Origin of the sequence: Modestobacter sp. NPDC049651 (assembly GCF_040659695.1) — a bacterium.
Lineage (GTDB): Bacteria > Actinomycetota > Actinomycetes > Mycobacteriales > Geodermatophilaceae > Modestobacter.
In genome coordinates this window covers 259,050-278,249 of record NZ_JBFAOG010000001.1, presented here as the reverse complement: position 1 = coordinate 278,249, position 19,200 = coordinate 259,050, and the positions used below count along the sequence as shown (strand labels likewise).

Sequence of the window (19,200 nt, the reverse complement as noted above, 5' to 3'; positions counted from 1 at the left end):
CGGCTGCGCGGGGCGGAAACCCTCAGCTCACGGCCTCGGCGGCGGGGGTGCGCGGCAGCAGCGCCCGCACCGCGTCGTCGTCCGGCAGCCCGCCGCGGGCGCCCGGGCCGGTGGTCGACAGCGCGGCCGCGGTCGCCGCGTAGCGCACCGCCGCAGGCAGGTCGTCGCCGCGGTCCAGCGCGCTGGCCAGGGCGCCGCAGAAGCAGTCGCCGGCGCCGGTGGTGTCGACCGGCTCGACCGGCGGCGGGGGCTGCAGCAGCGCCGCGCCGTCGGCCGGCACCACCAGCGCGCCGCGCGCGCCGAGGGTGACCACCACCGCGCGAGCCAGGCCGCGGGCGAGGTCGGCGAGCTCCGCGGGGGACCGGTCCGTCGCGGGCGCGCCGGCCAGCCGGGCCAGCTCGTGCTCGTTGGGCACCAGCACGTCCACCTGCGCGAGCAGCTCCGCCGGCAGCGGCTGCGGCGGTGCGGGGTTCAGGACGACGGTGCCCCGGGTCGCCGCCGCGGCCGCCCGCACCGTGGCCAGCGGGGTCTCCAGCTGCAGCAGCAGGACCCCGGCCCGGTGCACCGACTCGACGTCGACGTCGTCCGGGGTCAGCGCCGCGTTGGCACCGGGCACCACCACGATCAGGTTCTCGCCGCCGTCGGCCTCGACCGGGATCGTCGCCGTCCCGGTGGGCGTGCCCGCGGTGCGCTGCACCCGGCCCACGTTCACCCGCGAGTCGGCGAGCGCGGCCAGCTGCCGGCCGGCGGCCGGGTCGTCGCCCACCCGGCCGACCATGTGCACACCGGTGCCCAGCCGGCCCGCGGCAGCGGCCTGGTTGGCGCCCTTGCCGCCGGGCAGCACGGCCACCGCGCTCGCGATCACGGTCTCCCCGCGGCCGGGGAGCCGGTCGACGGTGGCGATCACGTCCTCGTTCAGGCTGCCCACGACGGTCACGCTCATGCCGCCGAGCCTAGAGACCGCGCTCAGTCGTCCCGGCGGGAGCGCAGCCGGTGGCCGGCCGGCAGCAGGAACCAGATGAGCAGCCCGGCCGCGCCGATCGCCGCGCAGGCGGTGACCGCCGCGGCCCGGCCCAGCACCACGTCGAGCACGAGCAGCACCGCGCTGGCGATGCCGACCAGCACCAGCGCCAGGCCGATGATCAGGCACCGGTCGGCGAAGGCGACCACGGCGCGCTTCTCGTGCTGCCGGAACAGCACGCGGTGGAAGGCCACCGGGGCGAGCAGCACCAGCGCGGCCAGGGCCGTGCTCAGCAGGCTGACCGTGTAGACCGTCGTCCCGAAGCGGCGCAGCTCGCCGAACCGCTGGGTGAACGGCAGGGTCAGCTCGAAGGCGAACAGGAACTGCACGCCCGCGGTGGCCACCCGGGTCTCCTGCAGCAGCTCGGCGACGTTGCGGTCGAGCACCTCGTCGGTGCTCTCGCCGCGGTCGCGCGCCGATCCCTGCGCGTCCGACCGTTTCCTCCCCACCGCCCGGCGGTACCGCACCAGGAGCCGATCGACACACCTGGGAGAGGTCATGGCCGAGCAGGACGCCGACACCACCCGCCGCGAGTTCGGCGAGGCGGTGAACATGACCGCCGGCGAGCTGGAGAAGTGGCTGCAGTCCGAGGAGTCGCAGTCGGTGGGGCAGAAGAGCGGGGCCGGCGACGAGTCGACCGGCCACGAGTCCGGACGCCGCATCGTCGAGCTGCTGCACACCAAGAAGGCCGACCTGACCGACGACGACCTGGCGCACATGCGCAAGGTGCACGGCTACGTGGCCCGGCACCTCGCACAGCGGCCCGAGCACGAGGAGATCCGGACGTCGAAGTGGCGGTACAGCCTGATGAACTGGGGGCACGATCCCCTGAAGTGACCCTGCAGCGGAACGACCCGGCGCAGTACGACCAGCTGGCCGACCAGTGGTGGGAGCCGGCCGGTGGCTTCGCCATGCTCCACTGGCTGGCCGCCTCCCGCGCCGAGCACCTGCCGCCGGCCGCCCGGCCCGGCGCGCTGCTGGTCGACCTCGCCTGCGGCGGCGGGCTGATGGCGCCGCACGCGGCCCGGCTCGGGTACCGGCACGTGGGTGTGGACCTGGGGCTCACCGGGCTGCGGCTGGCCCGCACGCACGGCGTGCTGCCGGTGCGCGGTTCCGTGCTGGCGGTGCCGCTCGCCGACGGGTGCGCGGACGTCGTGGTGGCCGGCGAGGTGCTCGAGCACGTGGCCGACGACCAGGCGGTGATCGCCGAGTGCGCGCGGCTGCTGCGCCCCGGCGGCACCCTGGTGGTCGACGCGATCGCGCGCACCCGGGCCGCGGACCTGGTCGCCGTGCGGATCGGGGAGCGGGTCCCCGGTGGCCCGCCGCCGGGGATCCACGACCCGGCGCTGTTCGTCGACCGCGCCGGTCTGGCCGCGGCCGCCGACCGCGCGGGGCTGGACCTGCGGCTCGTGGGGCTGCGGCCCTCGGTGCGCGACGTGGTCGCCTGGCGGCTCGGCCGCCGGGCCGGGGTGCGCATGCGGCCGATGCGCTGGACCGGCGTGCTGTTCGCCGGTTACGGCACGAAGCGCTGATCGGTGGGGGAGCGTTGACGATCACCGGCACGTACCGTCGCCCCATGGGCCGAAGCCGTCGGATCAGCTCGTGACCAGCGCCGTCGTCACCGGATCCGGTCGGGCGCTGCCGGCCACCTACGAGCAGGCCGCCGTCTGGCGCGACTACTTCGCGCCCCGGTACGCGGGCGTGCGGGCCGCCGAGCGGGTGTTCATGGCCGCCGGCGTGACCACCCGGCACGCGGTGGTCTACCCCGGCGACGAGGACCTCGCCGCGGCCGGCACCGAGGCCCGGATGCGGCGGTACGTCGCCGAGGCGATGCCGCTGGGCAAGCAGGCGGTGGCCGACGCGCTGGACGCCGCCGGCCTGGCGCCCGGCGACGTCGGGCTGTTCGCCGTCGCCTCGTGCACCGGGTACGTCACCCCCGGCCTGGACATCCGGCTGGCCAGCGACCTGGGCATGCCGCCGGGGCTGCAGCGGCTGATGGTCGGCCACATGGGCTGCTACGCCGCGCTGCCCGGCCTCGGCGCGGTGAGCGACTTCGTGACCGCGCGCGCCAAACCGGCCGTGCTGCTCTGCCTGGAGCTGACCAGCCTGCACGTGCAGCCGGCCGTGCCCGAGCTCGAGCAGGTCGTCAACCACTCGCTGTTCAGCGACGCCGCGGCGGCCGTGGTGGTCGAGCCCGCGGCCCGGCGCGGCCGGCGGGTGGCCGCCACCATCGCCCGCACCGATCCGTCGACGGCCGACCACATGACCTGGGACGTCACCGACCTGGGCTTCCGGATGGGGCTCTCGCCGCGGGTGCCGGGCGTGCTGGGCCGGCACGTCGGCGGGGTCGTCGACGAGCTGCTCACCGGCGCCGGGCTGCGCATCGAGGACGTCGCCGGCTGGGCGGTGCACCCCGGCGGCCCGCGGATCCTGGACGTCGTCCGCGACCAGCTCGGGCTCACCGAGGAGCAGATGAGCGCCTCGCGCCGGGTGCTCGCCGAGCACGGCAACTGCTCGTCGGCGACCGTGCTGCTGGTGCTCGACGAGCTGCGGGACGTCGACGGCCCGGTGGTCGCGATGGCGTTCGGCCCCGGCCTGACCCTCTACGCCACCCTGCTGCTCCCGGCCTGAGCGCCGGCCGTCCCCGGGTCGACCCGCCCCAGGAGGGCCTGAGCCGCGTGCGCACGCGGCTCGACCCCGCCTCGTCCGGGTCGACCCGGACGAGCTGACGTCGAGCCACGCCCAACGGGTGACCACACGGGGTCGGCACTGGACCGGCGGCGGGGGTCACGCGACGATCATGCGGTGCCGATCAGGCTGCGCCGACGTCCGCGCGGGAGAGGGCGAGCGACGTGGGTCGCCGGCGCGCTCGTCGTCCCGCTGGCCATGCTCATGGCCTACGGCGCCCTCTCGGTGCTCGTCGGGATGTCGCCGTCGGACCCGTGTGCGGTCGAGGGGTTGTGTGGTCCGGAGCCCGATGGGCTGGTCCGCGCGGGGCTCCTCATCGGTGGCCCCGCCACGGTGGCGCTGCTGGTCGTCGTCTGGCGGTGGCGGCGTTCGGTTCGCACAGAGCGCTTCCTCCCGGCCCCCGGCTGGCCGCCGCTGCCCACCGGGGCGTCGGTGACGCCCGCCGGCGCCGATCGACCGGACCGACCGCCCGCCCCTGGCCGAGGCGACGTGGGTCGACCCGGCTGACCTGACGTCGAGCCGCGTCACGGCACGGCTCGACGCCAGGTGAGCCGGCTCGACCCGGGCGCCCGGGATGGTCACGATCTGGTCGACGCTGGTCGGGGCGGGCACCCGGGCGTCGGTGGCGGGGCATCCTCGCCCCGTGAGCGTGGTGCCGAGGTCTGCCGGTGGCGCAACGGTGCCCTCACCCCGGGACCGCACGGCGACGCTGGTCGCCGTCCTGGCCACGGTGCTCGCCACCCCGTTCGCCGCCTTCGGGGGCATGTCCGTGCTGGTCGGCAGCGCGCCGTCCGACCCCTGCGGGACCGAGGCATCGACCTGCGGCCCCGAGCCGTACGTGTTCCTGCTCCAGGGCCTGGCGCTGGCCGTGCCGGCGACGGTGGTCCTGGCCGGTGCCTGGACGTGGCGAGCCCGCCGACTGCGCCGCAGGGTGTTCACGGCGCCGCCGGGGTGGCCACCGGCTCCACCGGGCTGGCGGCCGCCGCACGGTTGGCAGGCCCCGCCCGGTTGGCCGGCTCCTCCGGTCGGATGGGACTTCTGGCCGGCACCCTCGGATTCCTCGTCCGGGTCGACCCGGACGAGCTGACGTCGAGCCACGTCACGGCACGGCTCAGCGTCAGGTGGCGCGGCTCGACCCGGACGGCGGGCGGTCAGGCGAGGTGGGCCTGCTTGGGGGCCAGGCCGCGCAGCGCCTCCGCGGCCACGGCGTCCCGGCTGCCGCCGCCGGCCGCGACCACGGCCGCCCCGATCAGCCCCTCGACCAGCGGGGCGGGGCTGAGCACCACCCGCTCGCGCAGGTCGTCGGCGAGCAGCTCCAGCGACGTCTCGGCCGAGAGCACCGCACTGCCGAGGTCCATGAGCACGACCACGCCGTCGCCGGAGTCGGCTGCGGTGACCGCCTCGGAGATGGCCACCGCGTCGGTGCCCAGGCCGCCGTCGTCCGTGCCGGCGGCGACCTCGATCGGGACGTCGCTGCTGGTCAGCATCTGCCGGGCCAGCGCCACGGCGGCCTCGGCCAGCGGCCGGCTGTGCGAGACGACGACGATCCCGGTGCGTGCCACCCGGTCAGCCTGCCATCAGCCGCGCAGCAGCGCGGACGCCGCCGTCTCGACGAGCATCGCCGCCGAGGTCGCGCCCGGGTCCTGGTGGCCGATGCTGCGCTCGCCCAGGTAGCTGGCCCGGCCCTTGCGGGCGAGCATCGGCGTGGTGGCGTCGCGGCCCTCGGCAGCGGCGTCCGCGGCCGCGCGCAGCGCCTCGGCCAGCGGCTTGCCGGCCTGCACCGACTCCTCCAGCGCCGTGACGGCCGGCAGCAGGGCGTCGACCATCGTCTTGTCGCCGGGCTCGGTCTTCCCGCGGGCCACGACGCCGTCGACCCCGGCGCGGAAGGAGGCGGCGAACGCGGCGGGCGAGCCGTCGCCGAACGCGCCGGACATCCGCAGGAAGAACGTCCCGTACAGCGGCCCGCTGGTGCCGCCGACCTTGCTGATCATCGCCATCGCCACGGCCTTGAGCAGCGCCGCGGCGTCCGCCGGCGGGGTGGCGGCCAGGCCCTCGAGCGCAGCGGTGAGGCCGCGGTCGAGGTTGGCGCCGTGGTCGGCGTCGCCGATGGGGGAGTCGAGCTCGGTGAGCTCGTCGCGGTGGTCGTGCACCACCGCGGCGAACTCCCGCACCCAGCGGTCGACGGCGGTCAGGTCGAGCGTGTCCGGCATGCTCACGTCCCCCACCGCAGCGCGGGGGTGCGCACGGGCGCGTCCCACAGCCGCAGCAGGTCCTCGTCGACCTTGAGCAGCGTGACCGAGCAGCCGGCCATGTCCAGGCTGGTGATGTAGTTGCCCACCAGCGAGCGGGCCACGGTCACCCCGGCCTTCTCCAGCACCGCCGCGATCTCGCCGTACATCAGGTACAGCTCGAGCAGCGGGGTGGCGCCCATGCCGTTGACGAAGGCCAGCACGCCGTCGCCGCCGGTGAAGTCCAGGTCGGCGAGCACCGGCTCGACCAGCATCTCGGCCACCTCGCGGGCCGGGGCCAGCGGCACCCGACGCCGGCCGGGTTCGCCGTGGATGCCGATGCCGACCTCCATCTGGTCCTCGGGCAGGTCGAACGTCGGCTTGCCGGCGGCGGGCACGGTGCCGGAGGTCAGCGCGATGCCCATGCTGCGGCCCCAGCCGTTCGCCTTGCGGGCCACGTCGGCCACCTCGGCGAGCGGGCGGCCCTGCTCGGCGGCGGCGCCGGCCAGCTTCTCCACCAGCACGGTCACCCCGACGCCGCGCCGTCCGGCGGTGTAGAGGCTGTCCTGGACGGCGACGTCGTCGTCGGTGACCACCGAGACGACCTCGGTGCCGGACTCGGCGGCGACCAGCTCCGCCGCCATCTCGAAGTTCATGACGTCGCCGGTGTAGTTCTTCACGATGTGGAGCACGCCGGCGCCGCCGTCGACGCCCCGGGTGGCGGCGGCCATCTGGTCGGGCACCGGGGAGGTGAAGACCTCCCCGGCGCAGGCCGCGTCGAGCATGCCGAGCCCGACGAACCCGCCGTGCAGCGGCTCGTGACCCGAGCCGCCGCCGGAGACCAGCCCGACCTTGCCCTGCCGGGGCGCGTCGCCGCGGAAGACGACGCGGTTCTCCAGGTCCACCCGCAGCTCGGGGTGGGCCAGCGCCATCCCGCGCAGCGCCTCGGGGACGACGTCGGACGGTTGGTTGATGAGCTTCTTCATCGTCACTCCTGCGCAGACGGACGGACCGACTCCCGGCGGGCCTGCGACCCGTCGGAACCGTAGTCCTCCCCGCGTGCGCCGTCGGGGCGGGCCGCGCGGTGGTCCTCGTGGTCCTCGGGGTCGCTGGGCGTGCGACCGGGTTCGGCGTCCGCGTCGGCGATCGGGAGGAAGCGGCCGACGAGCAGGTCGTAGAGCCCGGCCCCGATGAGCCCGCCGACGATCGGGCCGAGGATCGGCACCCAGAAGTAGAAGTCGCCGTTCTGGTCGCGCCACGCGCCGCCGTAGCCGGTGAAGAAGGACGCCAGGCGCGGCCCGAAGTCGCGGGCGGGGTTGATGGCGTAGCCGGCGTTCGTGCCCCACGCCATGCCGATCGCGACCACGATCAGGCCGATGATGAACGGCGCGAGGTTGGCGCCGGGTGAGGTGTTGCGCAGGTCGGTGACCGCGAGGATCAGGAACAGCAGGATCGCGGTGCCGATGATCTGGTCGCGGAACGCCCCCCAGGTGCCGACGTCGAGCGCCCCGTTGCCCGGCAGGGTGGAGAAGACGCCCTGCGACTTGATCGTGTGGCCGGGGTCGAAGCTGGCGAGCACCTCGCTGTAGTTCCAGCGCACGAGCAGGGCCGCGACGAACGCGCCCGCCGTCTGCGCCAGCGAGTAGGGCAGCACCTTGCGCCAGGAGAACCCGCGGAAGGCGGCCAGGGCGACGGTCACCGCCGGGTTGAGGTGCGCCCCGCTGATCCGGGCAGCGGTGTAGACGCCGAGCACGACGCCCAGGCCCCAGGCCCAGGTGATGCTGTCATGGTCGCCGATCTCCGCGGCGACCACCTGGGCGACGACGCCCACGCCGAAGAGGATGAGGATCAGCGTCCCGGCGAACTCGGCGGCGAGCTCGCCGGCCAGCGTGTGCGGCTTGATGCGCTCGCGGAATGAGGCGGCCACGGTGCCCTCCCTGGACGGCGGTGCGCGGTGTGCGCCCCGGGCGAGCGACACAGTAGGTGTGACGCAGCTCTCACGACAATGGGTCCTGGCGCACGGGACCGGCCCGCTCGGGTGTGATCGGGAGCACACTCGCGGAACCCGTAGTCGAACACCCGAGGAGCGGTTGGGATGGCAGGCAACAGAGGCGTTGCGTACATCGAGCCCGGCAAGGTCGAGGTGCACGCGATCGACTACCCGAAGCTGGAGCTGCTGGACGGTCCCGGCGTCAACCCCGCGAACGTGGGGCGCAAGCTCAACCACGGCGTGATCCTCAAGGTGGTCACGACCAACATCTGCGGCAGCGACCAGCACATGGTCCGCGGCCGGACGACGGCGCCGCCGAACCTGGTGCTGGGTCACGAGATCCTCGGCGAGGTGGCGGAGACCGGCCCGGACGTGGAGTTCATCCAGGTCGGCGACCTGGTCTCGGTGCCGTTCAACATCGCCTGCGGGCGGTGCCGGAACTGCAAGGAGGGCAAGACCGGGATCTGCCTGAACGTGAACCCGGCCCGCCCGGGCGCCGCCTACGGCTACGTCGACATGGGCGGCTGGGTCGGTGGGCAGGCGGAGTACGTCACCGTGCCCTACGCCGACTGGAACCTGCTCCGGTTCCCCGACCGCGACCAGGCGATGGAGAAGATCCTCGACCTGGCCATGCTGTCGGACATCTTCCCGACCGGTTTCCACGGCGCGGTCACCGCCGGCGTGAAGCCCGGGTCGACCGTCTACATCGCCGGGGCCGGCCCGGTCGGGCTGGCGGCCGCCGTCGGCGCCCAGCTGCTGGGCGCGGCCGTGGTCATCGTCGCCGACCTCAACGAGGACCGGCTGGCGCAGGCGCGCAGCTTCGGCTGCGAGACCGTCGACGTCAGCAAGGGCGAGCCCAAGGAGCAGATCGAGCAGATCCTGGGCGTGCCCGAGGTGGACGCCGGCGTCGACGCGGTCGGCTTCGAGGCGCGCGGCCACGGCGAGGGCGCGGCCAAGGAGGCACCCGCCACGGTGCTGAACTCGCTGATGGAGGTCACCGCGGCCGGCGGGTCGATCGGCATCCCCGGCCTGTACGTGACCGGTGACCCCGGCGGCATCGACGAGGCCGCGAAGGTCGGCTCGCTGTCGCTGTCGCTGGGCACCGGCTGGGCCAAGTCGATCGCCTTCACCACCGGCCAGTGCCCGGTGATGCGCTACAACCGGCAGCTGATGATGGCGATCCTGCACGACAAGGTGCAGGTGGCGAAGGCGGTCAACGCCACGGTCATCTCCCTGGACGAGGCCCCGAAGGGGTACCAGGAGTTCGACTCCGGCGCGGCCCGCAAGTACGTGATCGACCCGAACGGCATGGTGGGCAACCGCACGGCCGCCTGAGCCGCGCGCCCGTCACCACAGGTCGCCCCGGCGCCAGTCGCACACCAGCCGCCCGGCGGTGTGCAGCGGTGCCGGGGTGGCCGGGGTGGGCAGCACGAACACGCTCTCGTCGGGCGTCTCGCGGACGCCGTCCGGGGTGAGCGCTGCGGTGGCTCCGCGCCAGGGGGTCCAGCCGCGGGCGGTGTACAGCCGGGCGCCCTCCGCGCTGGCCGCCAGGGCGCCCAGCTCGAAGCCGCCGGTGACCAGCCGCTCGACCTCGGCCATCACCGCCGTCCCGACGCCCCGGCGCCGGTGGGCGGCCGCGGTGGCGACCGCCTCGACGTAACCGGTGCGCAACGTCCGGCCGTCGGCGATCAGCTGCCGGACGACGACCGCCGCGTGGCCGGCCGGCTCGCCGTCGACGGTGGCCAGCACGTGCACCCCGCCGAGCGCGTGCGACCAGTCGTCGTCGGCGAAGTCCCCGAACGCCGCGTCGAGGAAGGCGCGCAGCGCGGGCAGCTCCCCGGCCAGGTCGGCGGTGGGGGCGGTGCGCAGGCGCAGGCTCACCCGGCGGCTCGCGGTCCGGGCGTGCGGGCGGTCGACACCCCGGGGGAGTGGCCCCCGCGGTGGGCGGCGAAACGCAGCACGGGGCGGGGACGACGAAGGCCCAGGTCGGCGAGTCGCTGACCTGGGCCTTCGGGTGCTGAGCGGGTGACGAGAATCGAACTCGCACTGTCAGCTTGGGAAGCTGATGTTCTACCATTGAACTACACCCGCAGAGGCTCGAGCAGGAGCTCGCCTCGGCGATGAGAGTACCAAGTTCCCCGCACCGCCCGGACACCGCCCGGCCGGGCACCCCTCCGCGCGGAGGAGTGCCCGGCCGCGCCGCTCAGAGGGACGTGCCGCCGCAGCCGCCCGCGCAGCCCGCCGTCCAGAAGGACGTCGACAGCTTCGCGAACTTGCCGGTGCGGACCAGCCGCTCGCCGTGCGGACCGGTCGCCGGGCTGGCCACCGCGGGAGTGGTGGTCCCGGCGCCGCCGCCCGACCCGGAGCCCGAGCCGCCCGTGCCAGAGCCCGAGCCGCCCGTGCCGGAGCCCGAGCCGCCCGTGCCGGAGCCCGAGCCGCCTGGGCCGGAGCCCGAGCCGCCCGTGCCGCCCGAGCCGGCCGGCGGCGTGCTGCCGCCCGCCGACGCGTCGGCCACGTACGTCAGCCCGCCCGGGAGCACCGAGGACCGGGTGCCGGTGGCGTCGAAGACGGTCACGTCGTAGCTGCCGGCGACCAGCGCCGGGGCCAGGAAGCTGACCGACGTCGGGCCGGTGGCGACGACGGTCGCCGTCCGGGTGGCGCCGATCCGGATCCGCGGCCCGGTGGGCAGCGCGTTCCCGGTCACGGTGACGACCGTGCCGCCCGCCGTCCCGACACGGGACGGCGAGATGCTGGTCAGCCCGAAGGCGCCGACGGCCGGGTAGCGGACGACGTCCGGGCTGCCCGTGCCCGGGTCGGCCGGGCCGGACGACCCGGAGCCCGAGCCGCCGGAGCCCGAGCCGCCGGACCCGCCGGCCGCCGGGGAACCGGTCGAGGGCTGGCCGGGGGACGGCGAGCCGGTGCCCGGGGTGCCGCTGCCGGAGCCGGTCGGCGGCTGACCGGTGGACGGCGAGCCCGGGGAGGGCTGGCCGCTGGACGGCGAGCCGGTGCCCGGGGTGCCGCTGCCCGACCCGGTCGACGGCGGGGTGGCACCGGTCGACGGGCGGGTGCCCCCACCGGTCGCCCCCGGACCCGAGCCAGAGCCCGACCCGGTGCCGGAGCCGGCGGGCCCGGAGCCGGCGGAGCCCGACGAGCCGGAGCCGGAGCCCGAGCCGCTGGGACCCGAGGCGTCGGAGCCCGAGGGGCCCGAGCCCGAGGGGCCCGAGGCGCCCGAGCCCGAGGAGCCGCCGGAGCCGGACGAGCCGGAGCCGGACGAGCCGGAGCCGGACGAGCCGGAGCCGGACGAGCCCGACCCGACGGCGGCCACGCGCAGCGGTGCCGCCACCGGACCGCCGACCGCGGCGCCGTTGCGGGTCAGCTGCACGGTGAGGGCGTACTCGCCCTCGCCGAGGGACAGCGTCGGGCTGAGCACCTGACCGTCGACGGTCGGCAGCGAGCCGAGCGGGAAGGTCACCTCACCGGCGTCGTCCGTCGTCCCGGTGCGGCCGGCGAGCTGCACCGGGACGTCGGCGACGGCCCACACCTCACCGTTCCACCGCATGCCCAGGCCCAGCGTGACCGACCAGTCCCCGGCCGCGGCCGGGGCGCTGACCTGCACCTGCGGGGTCTGCGTGCCGGCGGTGCCGGTCATGCCGCTGAACCGGTAGGAGAGCTCGCGGGCGCCACCGGTCCTCGACACGTTCAGCCGGGCGCCGCTGACCGACCGGCCGCGGAAGGCGGCGACCGGGTCGGCGTCGGCGAGCACGGCGGCCCGCAGGTCGAGGGCGGACGCCGCCGGCCGGGCCGCGCGGTACAGCGCGACCGCCGCGGCGACCTGCGGTGCGGCGATCGAGGTGCCCGACACCAGGCGGTACCCGCCGTCGTTCCAGGTGGTGAACACCAGCGTGCCGGGGGCGAACAGGTCGACCGAGGTCGCGCCCCAGGCGGAGAAGTCGCTGACCGTGTCCTGCGCGGTGGAGGAGCCCACGGTGAGCACGTTGGCCTCGGTCAGGTCGGCCGGGTACATCAGCGAGGTGTCCCGGTCGACCGCGTCGTTGCCGGCCGCGGCGACCACGAGCACGCCCTTGGACGCCGCGTAGGCGACCGCCGAGCGCAGGTTGGCCAGCTGGGTGCCGCCGCTCGGGCCGCCCCACGACGCGTTGACCACGGTCGCGCCGTGGTCGGCGGCGTACCGGATGGCCTGCGCCCCGAGGTTGGGGTCGACGGTCTCGCCGCTGCCGATGACCAGCGGCATGATCGTCACGTTCGGCGCGACGCCGGTCCCGCCGGCGCCGTTGTCCTTGCGGGCCGCGATGACCCCGGAGACGGTCGTGCCGTGGCTGCCGCCGGCGCCGTTGTCGACGTCGGGCGAGTTCGTCGTGAAGTTCCAGCCGTGGCAGTCGCCGGTTAGGCCGTTGCCGTCGGTGTCGGTCGCGCCGCAGGGCTGTACCGGGTTGGTCCACAGCGCACCGACGAGGTCCGGGTGGTCGGAGTCGTAGCCGGTGTCGACGACGGCGACCACGACGCCGCGGCCGGTCGTGGTGTCCCAGGCGGCCGAGCCGTCGATGTCGGCGTCCGCCGTCGCGGCCTGCTGGTAGGCGTTGGACCCGGTGTTCTCCAGGTGCCAGCCGTACCCGGCGTAGTACGGGTCGGTCGCGGTGCCGAGCACCGGCACCGGCGTCGAGACCTCGACGGTGCGCACGCCCGCGACGTCCCGCAGCGCCTGCGGCACCAGCCCGTCGGTGGCCACCAGCGCCGACCCGTCGAACAGCCGCTGCGCGTTGGTGACCCCGGGCTGCTGCTCCAGGGTGGCCAGGAAGCCGGGGGTGGCGTCGCCGGCGTCCGCGGTGACGACGTAGCGGGTCAGCCCGTCGCCCGCGCCGTAGCCGTCGGCCACCGCGACCGGGGGGTCGGCGAGGGCGTCGACGGCGGCCGCCCCGCCGAAGCCGGTGAGCGCCGCGGCGCCGGCCGCGATCAGCCGGAGGCGGCGGCGCCGCGTCCCGCCGGTGCTGCGGGGCTGCCGCCCAGCAGTGGTCGCCATGGGTCCTCCTCCGCGCGCCGCCGGGTGCGGGCACGCTCCGGGGGACAACGGCAGCCCGGACGGCGGCCTGGAGCGCATCCGGGCAGATCGACCCGGTCGGGTGAACCGGTCAGCCGCGCATGACCTGCAGGAAGCCGGTCATCTCCGACCGCAGCTGCTCGGCCATCCGCGACAACCCGGTGGCGTCGGAACCGGCCGGCCCGAGCGACGACGACCCGTCGACGGCCGCGACGATGCCGTCGACCAGGCCGGTCATCTCCTCGACGGTCGACCCGACGTTGGTCATCACCGTCGAGACGTCACCGCAGGCAGCGCGCACCGACTCCACCTGAGCGGTCACCCGCTCGGTGGCCCGTGCGGTCTGGTCCGCGAGGTCCTTCACCTCGCTGGCCACGACGGCGAAGCCCTTCCCGCTCTCGCCGGCGCGGGCCGCCTCGATCGTGGCGTTGAGCGCGAGCAGCCGGGTCTGGTCGGCGACGGTCTCGATCATCGCGATGACCTGCTGGATCTCCGTCGACGACCGGTCGAGCGAGGCGATCGTCGCGCGGGCGCGGCTGACCTCCGCGCCGGCCGCGGTGGCGGCGCCGGTCAGCCCGGCCGCGCTGGCGCTCAGCTCGGTGGCGGCGGTGGCCACACCCTCGCTGGTCGCCAGCACCACCGACTCGAACTCGTCGGCCAGCCGGAACCGGCTGTCCCGGGCCTCCGTCACCCGGTCCTGCGTCCGGCGCATCGCGTCCCGGGCGTCGTTGATGTCCGCGGCGCCGTGCCGGTAGGCACCCGGGAGCCCGGTCAGCAGCACCTGCCGGTGGAAGCGGCCCTCCGCCGCGGAGGTCAGCGCCGCGCTGGACTCGCGGACGTACGCGTCGGACACGTCGAGCGCGCGGTTGACGCTGTTCTGCAGGGCGACGAGCTGCGGGACGTCGTCCGAGCCGGGCACCGGCCGGGCTCGGGACTCCAGGTCGCCGTGCGCCGCGGCGTCGCAGGACTCGGTCAGCGCTTGGACGAAGGCCCGGTAGACCGCCAGCTCGGCGGCCTCGCCGCCGCGGTCGGTGCGTCGTCCCACGGTCACGCGCCCTTCTCTGAGATGACCGACCAGATGAGGTCCTCGTAGCTGGACGCCCGCTCGGCGACCAGGCGCCGGAACAGTGCGGAGGACGCCTCGACCGCGGCCCGGCCGCCGGCGTGGCGCCGTTCCTCGGCCAGCAGCTGCTCGTAGAGCGGGCGGACTGCGGCGATCGCCGCCGGTGCCGGGCACCGGCGGTTGGAGTGGTAGCCGACGATCCGGCCGGCCGCGTCCCGCGAGGGGGTCACGTGGGCCAGCACCCAGTAGTGGGCCCCGTCCGCAGCCAGGTTGACGATGTAGGCGAACAGCTCCTGGCCGGCCGCAAGGGTCTCCCAGAGCAGCCCGAACACCGCTCTGGGCATGTCGGGGTGGCGGATCAGGTTGTGCGGCTGCCCGACGACCTCGTCGAGCGCGTAGGCGCCGACCCGCAGGAACACGTCGTTGGCGTAGGTGATCACGCCCCGGGTGTCGGTCTTCGAGACGATCAGCTCGTCGGGGGAGAACGTGCGCTCGACCCCGGTCGGGGTGGGCGTCCTCCGCCCGCTGCGCGGGCGCGCCGGCGCCGGCCGGGTCATCGTCACGGGTTCCACTTCCTGCCGACCGGGTTCCGGCACGATGCCGTACCTCGTGTCTCGGCAGCCCGCGCCCGGTCTGCACCCGAACCTCCGCAGCAGGGACCAAGGGCCCTGCTGCCTAGACTCCGCGCCATGCTGCTGTCCGACCGCGACATCCGTGCCGCCCTCGACGCCGGCCGGCTCGGCATCTCCCCGTTCGACGAGGCGATGGTCCAGCCCTCGAGCCTCGACGTCCGGCTGGACAGGTTCTTCCGGGTGTTCAACAACGCCCGGTACACCCACATCGACCCGGCGCAGCAGCAGGACGACCTGACCACGCTGGTGGAGCCGGCCGGCGACGACCCGTTCGTGCTGCACCCCGGCGAGTTCGTGCTCGGCTCGACGCTGGAGGTCGTCTCGGTCCCCGACGACCTGGCCGCGCGGCTGGAGGGCAAGTCGTCGCTGGGCCGGCTGGGCCTGCTCACCCACTCGACCGCCGGCTTCGTCGACCCCGGGTTCTCCGGGCACATCACGCTCGAGCTGTCGAACGTGGCCAACCTGCCGATCACGCTGTGGCCGGGCATGAAGATCGGCCAGCTCTGCCTGTTCCAGCTCAGCTCGCCCGCCGAGCACCCCTACGGCTCGGCGGTCTACGGCTCCCGCTACCAGGACCAGCGCGGGCCCACGCCGTCCCGCTCGTTCCGCAACTTCTCCGTCGCCGACACCCGGCGCCCCGACCCCGCCAGCCCGCTGTCCTGACCTCCGCCGCCGGGGGACCACCGGTCGGGTGAACAGTCGTGCACGACCTGGTTCCGGACGGCGATCGCGGGTAGGCCGCTGACATGGACCCCCGGGACACCGCCGTTCTGCTGCCGCCGTCGTCCGCCGATGCCGGCGACGGGGTCGACGACGGCTTCTTCGACTGCGCCGAGGAGTCGGCGCACTACGCGTTCGGGGTCCAGCTGCTGCTGACCTCCTACTCCGCGGTCGTGCCCTGGCAGCGCGAGGGCGTCGCGGAGCTCGGCAGCGGCGACGCGCGGGCGATCGCGCACGTGGTGGGCGCCCTGCCGCAGCTGCGGGTGCGCGGCACCGACATCAGCGCCAGCTCGGTGGAGCGGGCACGCGAGACCATCGCCGGGATCGGCGTCGCCGACCGGTACACCGTGCACCACGGCGACTTCTTCGACTGGGCCGAGCACACCGGCCCCGACCGGCTGTCGACGGTGATCGCGAACCCGCCGTACATCCCCGCCCCCGACGGCGACATCCGGATGCCCGAGCTGTGGGGCGGCTGGTACGGCAACGACCTCTCGCTGCGGCTCGTCGACGCCGGCTTCGACCACGTGCTGATCGCGCTGCCCAGCTACTCCGACCCGGCCGCCACCGTGGCCGCGGCCCAGCAGAAGGGCTACCGGACGGCGAACTTCCTGGCGATGGGCCTGGAGTTCGGTGCCTACAGCCGGGAGCCGAAGGTGCGCGAGCACATCGCCCGGCTGCGCGAGGAGGGCCGCGGCTGGGCCGGTGACGACGAGTACGTGGTGGCCGTCGCCCTGCTGACCCGCTCGCCGCTGGTCACCCGCGACCGCTCCGCCGAGCTGCTGCGGGCCCTCCAGCTCACCGTCTGACGCGCCGCCGGCTCAGGACCGCGGCGGCACGCTGACCGGCGGCTCCGCGCCGGCCACCTCCACCTCGGGCCCGCCGTCCGCCGCCGGGGCGGCCGGCAGCCCGCGCACCTCGTCGTCGACGAACCGCGGCCGGCAGACGTACCAGCCGACGACGGCGAGCAGTGCCACGCCGGCGTACACCAGCACGAACATGCCGGTGTACCCGCCGGTGGCGCCGCGGAGCAGGCCCACCAGCAGCGGGCCGACGCCGGCGAGCGCGTAGCCCCAGCCCTGGGAGAACGTCGACAGCGCGCCGACGGAGTCCGGCGTCCGCCCGCGCAGGCCGATCAGCGCCAGGATCATCGGGAAGGTCCCCATGCCGACCGCGAGCAGGCTCAGCCACAGCCAGGCGGCGCCCAGCGGCCACAGCAGCAGGCCGGTCCAGCCCGCCAGGTAGCAGGCGATGAAGCCGACGAGCATCGGCCGCTGCCAGTGCTGGCGCACCGTGCCGCTGGGCACCAGCGCGCCCAGCGGGATGCCGATCAGGCCGTTGACGCCCACCAGCAGCCCCGCCGTGGAGGCGGCCATGCCCTGGTCGCGCAGGTACTGCGCGGTCCAGCCGATCACGATGTAGGCCTGCATCGACTGCAGGCCGAAGAAGGCCGCCATCGCCCAGGCCAGCCGGCTGCGGAACATCGCCCGCACCGGGACGGTCACCCGCCGGCCGGGCACGGCGCCCGGCCGGACCGGGACGACGAGCCACGGCAGGATGCTGACCACGGCGAACACCGACCACAGGCCCAGCCCCCAGCGCCAGCCGTCGTCGCCCACGCGGTCGGCGACCGCGGGGGTGACGATGCTGCTCAGCGCGCTGCCCAGCGACAGCGCCCCGCCGTAGGCGCCCACCACCAGGCCGGTCCGGCCGGGGAACCACTTCTTCACCAGCCCCGGCAGCATGACGTTGCCCAGCGCGCCGCCGACCATCGCCGCCACGGTGCCGACCAGGAACAGCGCCGGCGAGCTCACCACCGCGCGGCCCACCAGGCCGAGGGTCATCGCCAGCAGCGCGGCGGCCAGCACGTGCCCGTCGCGGAACCGGGCGGCCAGCGGCGGGCCGGTGAAGCCGATCAGCGCGAAGCAGATGACCGGCATGCTGGTGATCAGCCCGGCCAGCCCGGAGGAGACGCCCAGCCCCTGCTCGACCTCCTCGAGCACGGGGCCGACGCTGCCGACCGCCGTCCGGAGGTTGAAGCCGGTCAGCACGATGGCGACGGCGACCAGGACCAGCCCGCGGCGGGAGACGGGCGTGCTGGAGGCCGGGGCGCTGCGGGTCACGTGCCCGGATTCTCCACCCCGTGCCCCCGTCGCTGCCGGGCGGGGAGGTCAGGTGGCCCGGCCGCCGACGGCGCGCACCCGCGGCACCGACCCCGGCACCCGCCGCCACACCGCCCGCTGCAGGCCGAGGGTGACCAGCGCCGCGAGCACGATGCCCAGCAGGTTCACCCCGAGCTGGGTGGCCGCCTCCTGCAGCGACGAGCCGCTGCCCAGGGCCAGCGACAGGCCGATGTCGCCGGCGGCCGGCACGGTGGTGACCGAGATGAAGACGCCGACCAGGGCGCCGCTCCGGCCCGCGGTCAGCGACAGCACCCCGGCGATCCCGGCCAGCACCGCGACCACCAACGACCACGTGTCCGGCGAGGTGATGAACGCGGTGTTCGGCCGGTCGCGGGTGAGCAGCGACGGGTCGACCCAGCCCAGCCCGCGGGCGGCCAGCGCCAGCAGGGCGGTCACCGCGATGGCCACGGCGAAGCCGGTGCCCAGGGAGACCAGCGCCGACCGGCCCAGCGACGGCCGGCGGTGCACCAGCGCGAGCGCCAGCGCGGCCAGCGGCCCGAACTCCGGCCCGAGCACCATCGCGCCGACGGTGAGGATGGCGGAGTCGGTGACGATCGCGATCGCGGCCAGCAGCGTGGCGATGGTCAGGAACGACAGGAAGGCCACGCTGAGGGCGGCGTCGGCGGCCGTCGTCCGGACGACCTGCTCCCAGACGACGGCGTCCGCGCCGTCCCCGGGTGCCCGGCGCTCGGCCTCCTCCGCCGGGCGCGACACCGCCGCGTCGACCGACTCCATGGCGATCCCGCCGTCGACGTCGACGTGCAGCCGACGCAGCTCGCGCACCAGCCCGTCGGCGGACTCGCGGGCGACGTCGGCGAGGAACAGGTCGCCGGCCGGGGTCACGGCCGCCCCGGGCAGGACCGCGAGGTGGGCGACGCCCTCGCTGCCCGTGAACAGCTCGCGGACGTCGTCCGACCGGTCGGCGGGCACGACGACCCGCAGGTGGAGCAGCACAGCAGATGTCTACCGCCCGGCGAACGCCGCTGTTACCGGGTGCCCTGGACGGTGACCGTGGTGTCGGCGACCTCGCGGGTGCTGCCGTCGGCCGCGAGCGCCAGCACGGCGAGCCGGTGCGGGCCGTCGCCGGCCGGGGCAGCCACCACCAGCGTCGGCGACAGGCACTGCTGCAGCTGCAGCGCGGGCCCGGCGGGGGTGTCGGTGTAGCTGACCGTGCTGCCGGCGTCGCCGCGCACCGGGGCGCCGTCGACGGTGACCACGTACGAGGCGTCGTCCGGGCCGGTGAGCCGGTAGCGCAGCGGCGTCCCGGCGTCGACGACGCTGTGCTCGACGGCGATCGCCGGGGAGTCGCAGTCGGCGGTCAGCGGCACCGCGTCGCCGCTGCGGCCCTGGGTGAAGCCGAGGACGCCGAGCACCACCACCGCGACGCCCAGCCAGGTCCAGTGCCGGCCGCGGCGGATCGGCGGGCGGTCGTCGGCGAGGGTGCGCTGGTCGTTGATGTCGCGCGCGTAGTGCACGGCGCTGCGGCGGTTGCCGGCCGCGAGCTCCGGGTCCTCGCGGCCCCGGACGCCACCGAAGAGGAAGCTCACGCCGCCAGTGTCCCCTGCGGCGGCGCGGCGCCGTTCCCCTGCACGAACGGCTGTCCGCCCGCACCAACGCTG

General features: G+C 75.5%; 19 protein-coding genes and 1 tRNA gene. 6 read left to right on the top strand and 14 right to left on the bottom strand.

All coding sequences use genetic code 11. The annotated features are described in order from the left end of the window. Positions 1-22: 22 nt before the first annotated feature. A complete protein-coding gene (locus AB0J00_RS01435) occupies positions 23-943 on the bottom strand; it encodes a ribokinase (protein WP_357739061.1) in 921 nt (306 codons plus the stop codon). 23 nt (positions 944-966) lie between these two features. Beyond that, positions 967-1,470, bottom strand: coding sequence for a DUF6328 family protein (locus tag AB0J00_RS01430; RefSeq protein WP_357739058.1), 504 nt, complete (start codon positions 1,468-1,470; stop codon positions 967-969). A gap of 49 nt (positions 1,471-1,519) precedes the next feature. Between AB0J00_RS01430 and AB0J00_RS01425 the strand changes: the two genes are divergently transcribed. The 3 genes from AB0J00_RS01425 (at position 1,520) to AB0J00_RS01415 (ending at position 3,652) form a co-directional block, all read left to right on the top strand. Beyond that, a complete protein-coding gene (locus tag AB0J00_RS01425; protein ID WP_357739056.1) occupies positions 1,520-1,858 on the top strand; it encodes a DUF3140 domain-containing protein in 339 nt (112 codons plus the stop codon). Next, the gene (locus AB0J00_RS01420) at positions 1,855-2,553 is read left to right on the top strand and encodes a methyltransferase domain-containing protein (protein ID WP_357739053.1); all 699 of its coding nucleotides are present in this window, start codon (positions 1,855-1,857) and stop codon (positions 2,551-2,553) included. The genes AB0J00_RS01425 and AB0J00_RS01420 overlap by 4 nt, the downstream gene beginning before the upstream one ends. Positions 2,554-2,623: 70 nt before the next feature. Beyond that, the gene (locus tag AB0J00_RS01415; protein ID WP_357739050.1) at positions 2,624-3,652 is read left to right on the top strand and encodes a 3-oxoacyl-[acyl-carrier-protein] synthase III C-terminal domain-containing protein; all 1,029 of its coding nucleotides are present in this window, start codon (positions 2,624-2,626) and stop codon (positions 3,650-3,652) included. 1,208 nt (positions 3,653-4,860) lie between these two features. Here AB0J00_RS01415 and dhaM read toward each other — a convergent pair. The 4 genes from dhaM to AB0J00_RS01395 are packed head-to-tail and all read right to left on the bottom strand — an operon-like array spanning position 4,861 to position 7,864. Next, positions 4,861-5,271, bottom strand: coding sequence for a dihydroxyacetone kinase phosphoryl donor subunit DhaM (gene dhaM, locus AB0J00_RS01410; protein ID WP_357739047.1), 411 nt, complete (start codon positions 5,269-5,271; stop codon positions 4,861-4,863). 15 nt (positions 5,272-5,286) lie between these two features. Then, complete coding sequence (dhaL, locus tag AB0J00_RS01405) at positions 5,287-5,919, bottom strand: dihydroxyacetone kinase subunit DhaL (RefSeq protein WP_357740118.1); 633 nt, start codon at positions 5,917-5,919, stop codon at positions 5,287-5,289. A gap of 2 nt (positions 5,920-5,921) precedes the next feature. Beyond that, on the bottom strand, positions 5,922-6,923 hold the full coding sequence (gene dhaK / locus AB0J00_RS01400) for a dihydroxyacetone kinase subunit DhaK (protein ID WP_357739044.1): 1,002 nt from the start codon (positions 6,921-6,923) through the stop codon (positions 5,922-5,924). Positions 6,924-6,925: 2 nt separating this feature from the next. Further along, positions 6,926-7,864: an MIP/aquaporin family protein gene (locus tag AB0J00_RS01395; protein ID WP_357739041.1), complete on the bottom strand. Its 939-nt coding sequence runs from the start codon at positions 7,862-7,864 to the stop codon at positions 6,926-6,928. Between the two features lie 168 nt (positions 7,865-8,032). Here AB0J00_RS01395 and fdhA point away from each other — a divergent pair, with 168 nt between their 5' ends. Next, positions 8,033-9,262 (top strand): formaldehyde dehydrogenase, glutathione-independent, encoded by a 1,230-nt coding sequence (gene fdhA, locus AB0J00_RS01390; protein ID WP_357739038.1) that lies wholly within the window; start codon positions 8,033-8,035, stop codon positions 9,260-9,262. A gap of 12 nt (positions 9,263-9,274) precedes the next feature. On the opposite strand, the gene AB0J00_RS01385 is transcribed toward fdhA, so the two are convergent. The 5 genes from AB0J00_RS01385 to AB0J00_RS01365 form a co-directional block, all read right to left on the bottom strand. Further along, a complete protein-coding gene (locus tag AB0J00_RS01385; RefSeq protein ID WP_357739035.1) occupies positions 9,275-9,808 on the bottom strand; it encodes a GNAT family N-acetyltransferase in 534 nt (177 codons plus the stop codon). 139 nt (positions 9,809-9,947) lie between these two features. Next, positions 9,948-10,018: transfer RNA gene (locus AB0J00_RS01380), tRNA-Gly, on the bottom strand. 112 nt (positions 10,019-10,130) lie between these two features. Next, on the bottom strand, positions 10,131-12,965 hold the full coding sequence (locus AB0J00_RS01375) for a S8 family serine peptidase (protein ID WP_357739032.1): 2,835 nt from the start codon (positions 12,963-12,965) through the stop codon (positions 10,131-10,133). 109 nt (positions 12,966-13,074) lie between these two features. Continuing rightward, positions 13,075-14,034 (bottom strand): methyl-accepting chemotaxis protein, encoded by a 960-nt coding sequence (locus tag AB0J00_RS01370; protein WP_357739029.1) that lies wholly within the window; start codon positions 14,032-14,034, stop codon positions 13,075-13,077. Continuing rightward, positions 14,031-14,603, bottom strand: a complete 573-nt coding sequence (locus AB0J00_RS01365) for a PAS domain-containing protein (RefSeq protein ID WP_357740115.1) — start codon at positions 14,601-14,603, stop codon at positions 14,031-14,033. Before AB0J00_RS01365 ends, AB0J00_RS01370 begins: the two co-directional genes overlap by 4 nt. A gap of 132 nt (positions 14,604-14,735) precedes the next feature. Here AB0J00_RS01365 and dcd point away from each other — a divergent pair, with 132 nt between their 5' ends. Then, positions 14,736-15,341 (top strand): dCTP deaminase, encoded by a 606-nt coding sequence (gene dcd / locus AB0J00_RS01360; RefSeq protein ID WP_357739026.1) that lies wholly within the window; start codon positions 14,736-14,738, stop codon positions 15,339-15,341. An 83-nt stretch (positions 15,342-15,424) separates the two neighbouring features. Next, positions 15,425-16,207, top strand: a complete 783-nt coding sequence (locus AB0J00_RS01355; protein WP_357739023.1) for a methyltransferase — start codon at positions 15,425-15,427, stop codon at positions 16,205-16,207. A gap of 12 nt (positions 16,208-16,219) precedes the next feature. Here AB0J00_RS01355 and AB0J00_RS01350 read toward each other — a convergent pair whose 3' ends face one another. The 3 genes from AB0J00_RS01350 to AB0J00_RS01340 are packed head-to-tail and all read right to left on the bottom strand — an operon-like array spanning position 16,220 to position 19,128. Continuing rightward, on the bottom strand, positions 16,220-17,521 hold the full coding sequence (locus tag AB0J00_RS01350) for an MFS transporter (RefSeq protein ID WP_357739021.1): 1,302 nt from the start codon (positions 17,519-17,521) through the stop codon (positions 16,220-16,222). 48 nt (positions 17,522-17,569) lie between these two features. Further along, positions 17,570-18,535: a DUF389 domain-containing protein gene (locus AB0J00_RS01345; RefSeq protein WP_357739019.1), complete on the bottom strand. Its 966-nt coding sequence runs from the start codon at positions 18,533-18,535 to the stop codon at positions 17,570-17,572. Between the two features lie 32 nt (positions 18,536-18,567). Further along, positions 18,568-19,128 (bottom strand): hypothetical protein, encoded by a 561-nt coding sequence (locus tag AB0J00_RS01340; RefSeq protein ID WP_357739017.1) that lies wholly within the window; start codon positions 19,126-19,128, stop codon positions 18,568-18,570. Positions 19,129-19,200: the final 72 nt, after the last annotated feature.

Coding starts and splice junctions, on each gene's coding strand:
- fdhA (WP_357739038.1), top strand. CDS start 8,033: ATGGCAGGCAACAGAGGCGTTGCGTACATCGAGCCCGGCAAGGTCGAG.
- dhaL (WP_357740118.1), bottom strand. CDS start 5,919: ATGCCGGACACGCTCGACCTGACCGCCGTCGACCGCTGGGTGCGGGAG.
- AB0J00_RS01355 (WP_357739023.1), top strand. CDS start 15,425: ATGGACCCCCGGGACACCGCCGTTCTGCTGCCGCCGTCGTCCGCCGAT.
- dcd (WP_357739026.1), top strand. CDS start 14,736: ATGCTGCTGTCCGACCGCGACATCCGTGCCGCCCTCGACGCCGGCCGG.
- AB0J00_RS01435 (WP_357739061.1), bottom strand. CDS start 943: ATGAGCGTGACCGTCGTGGGCAGCCTGAACGAGGACGTGATCGCCACC.
- AB0J00_RS01425 (WP_357739056.1), top strand. CDS start 1,520: ATGGCCGAGCAGGACGCCGACACCACCCGCCGCGAGTTCGGCGAGGCG.
- dhaK (WP_357739044.1), bottom strand. CDS start 6,923: ATGAAGAAGCTCATCAACCAACCGTCCGACGTCGTCCCCGAGGCGCTG.
- AB0J00_RS01365 (WP_357740115.1), bottom strand. CDS start 14,603: ATGACCCGGCCGGCGCCGGCGCGCCCGCGCAGCGGGCGGAGGACGCCC.
- AB0J00_RS01375 (WP_357739032.1), bottom strand. CDS start 12,965: ATGGCGACCACTGCTGGGCGGCAGCCCCGCAGCACCGGCGGGACGCGG.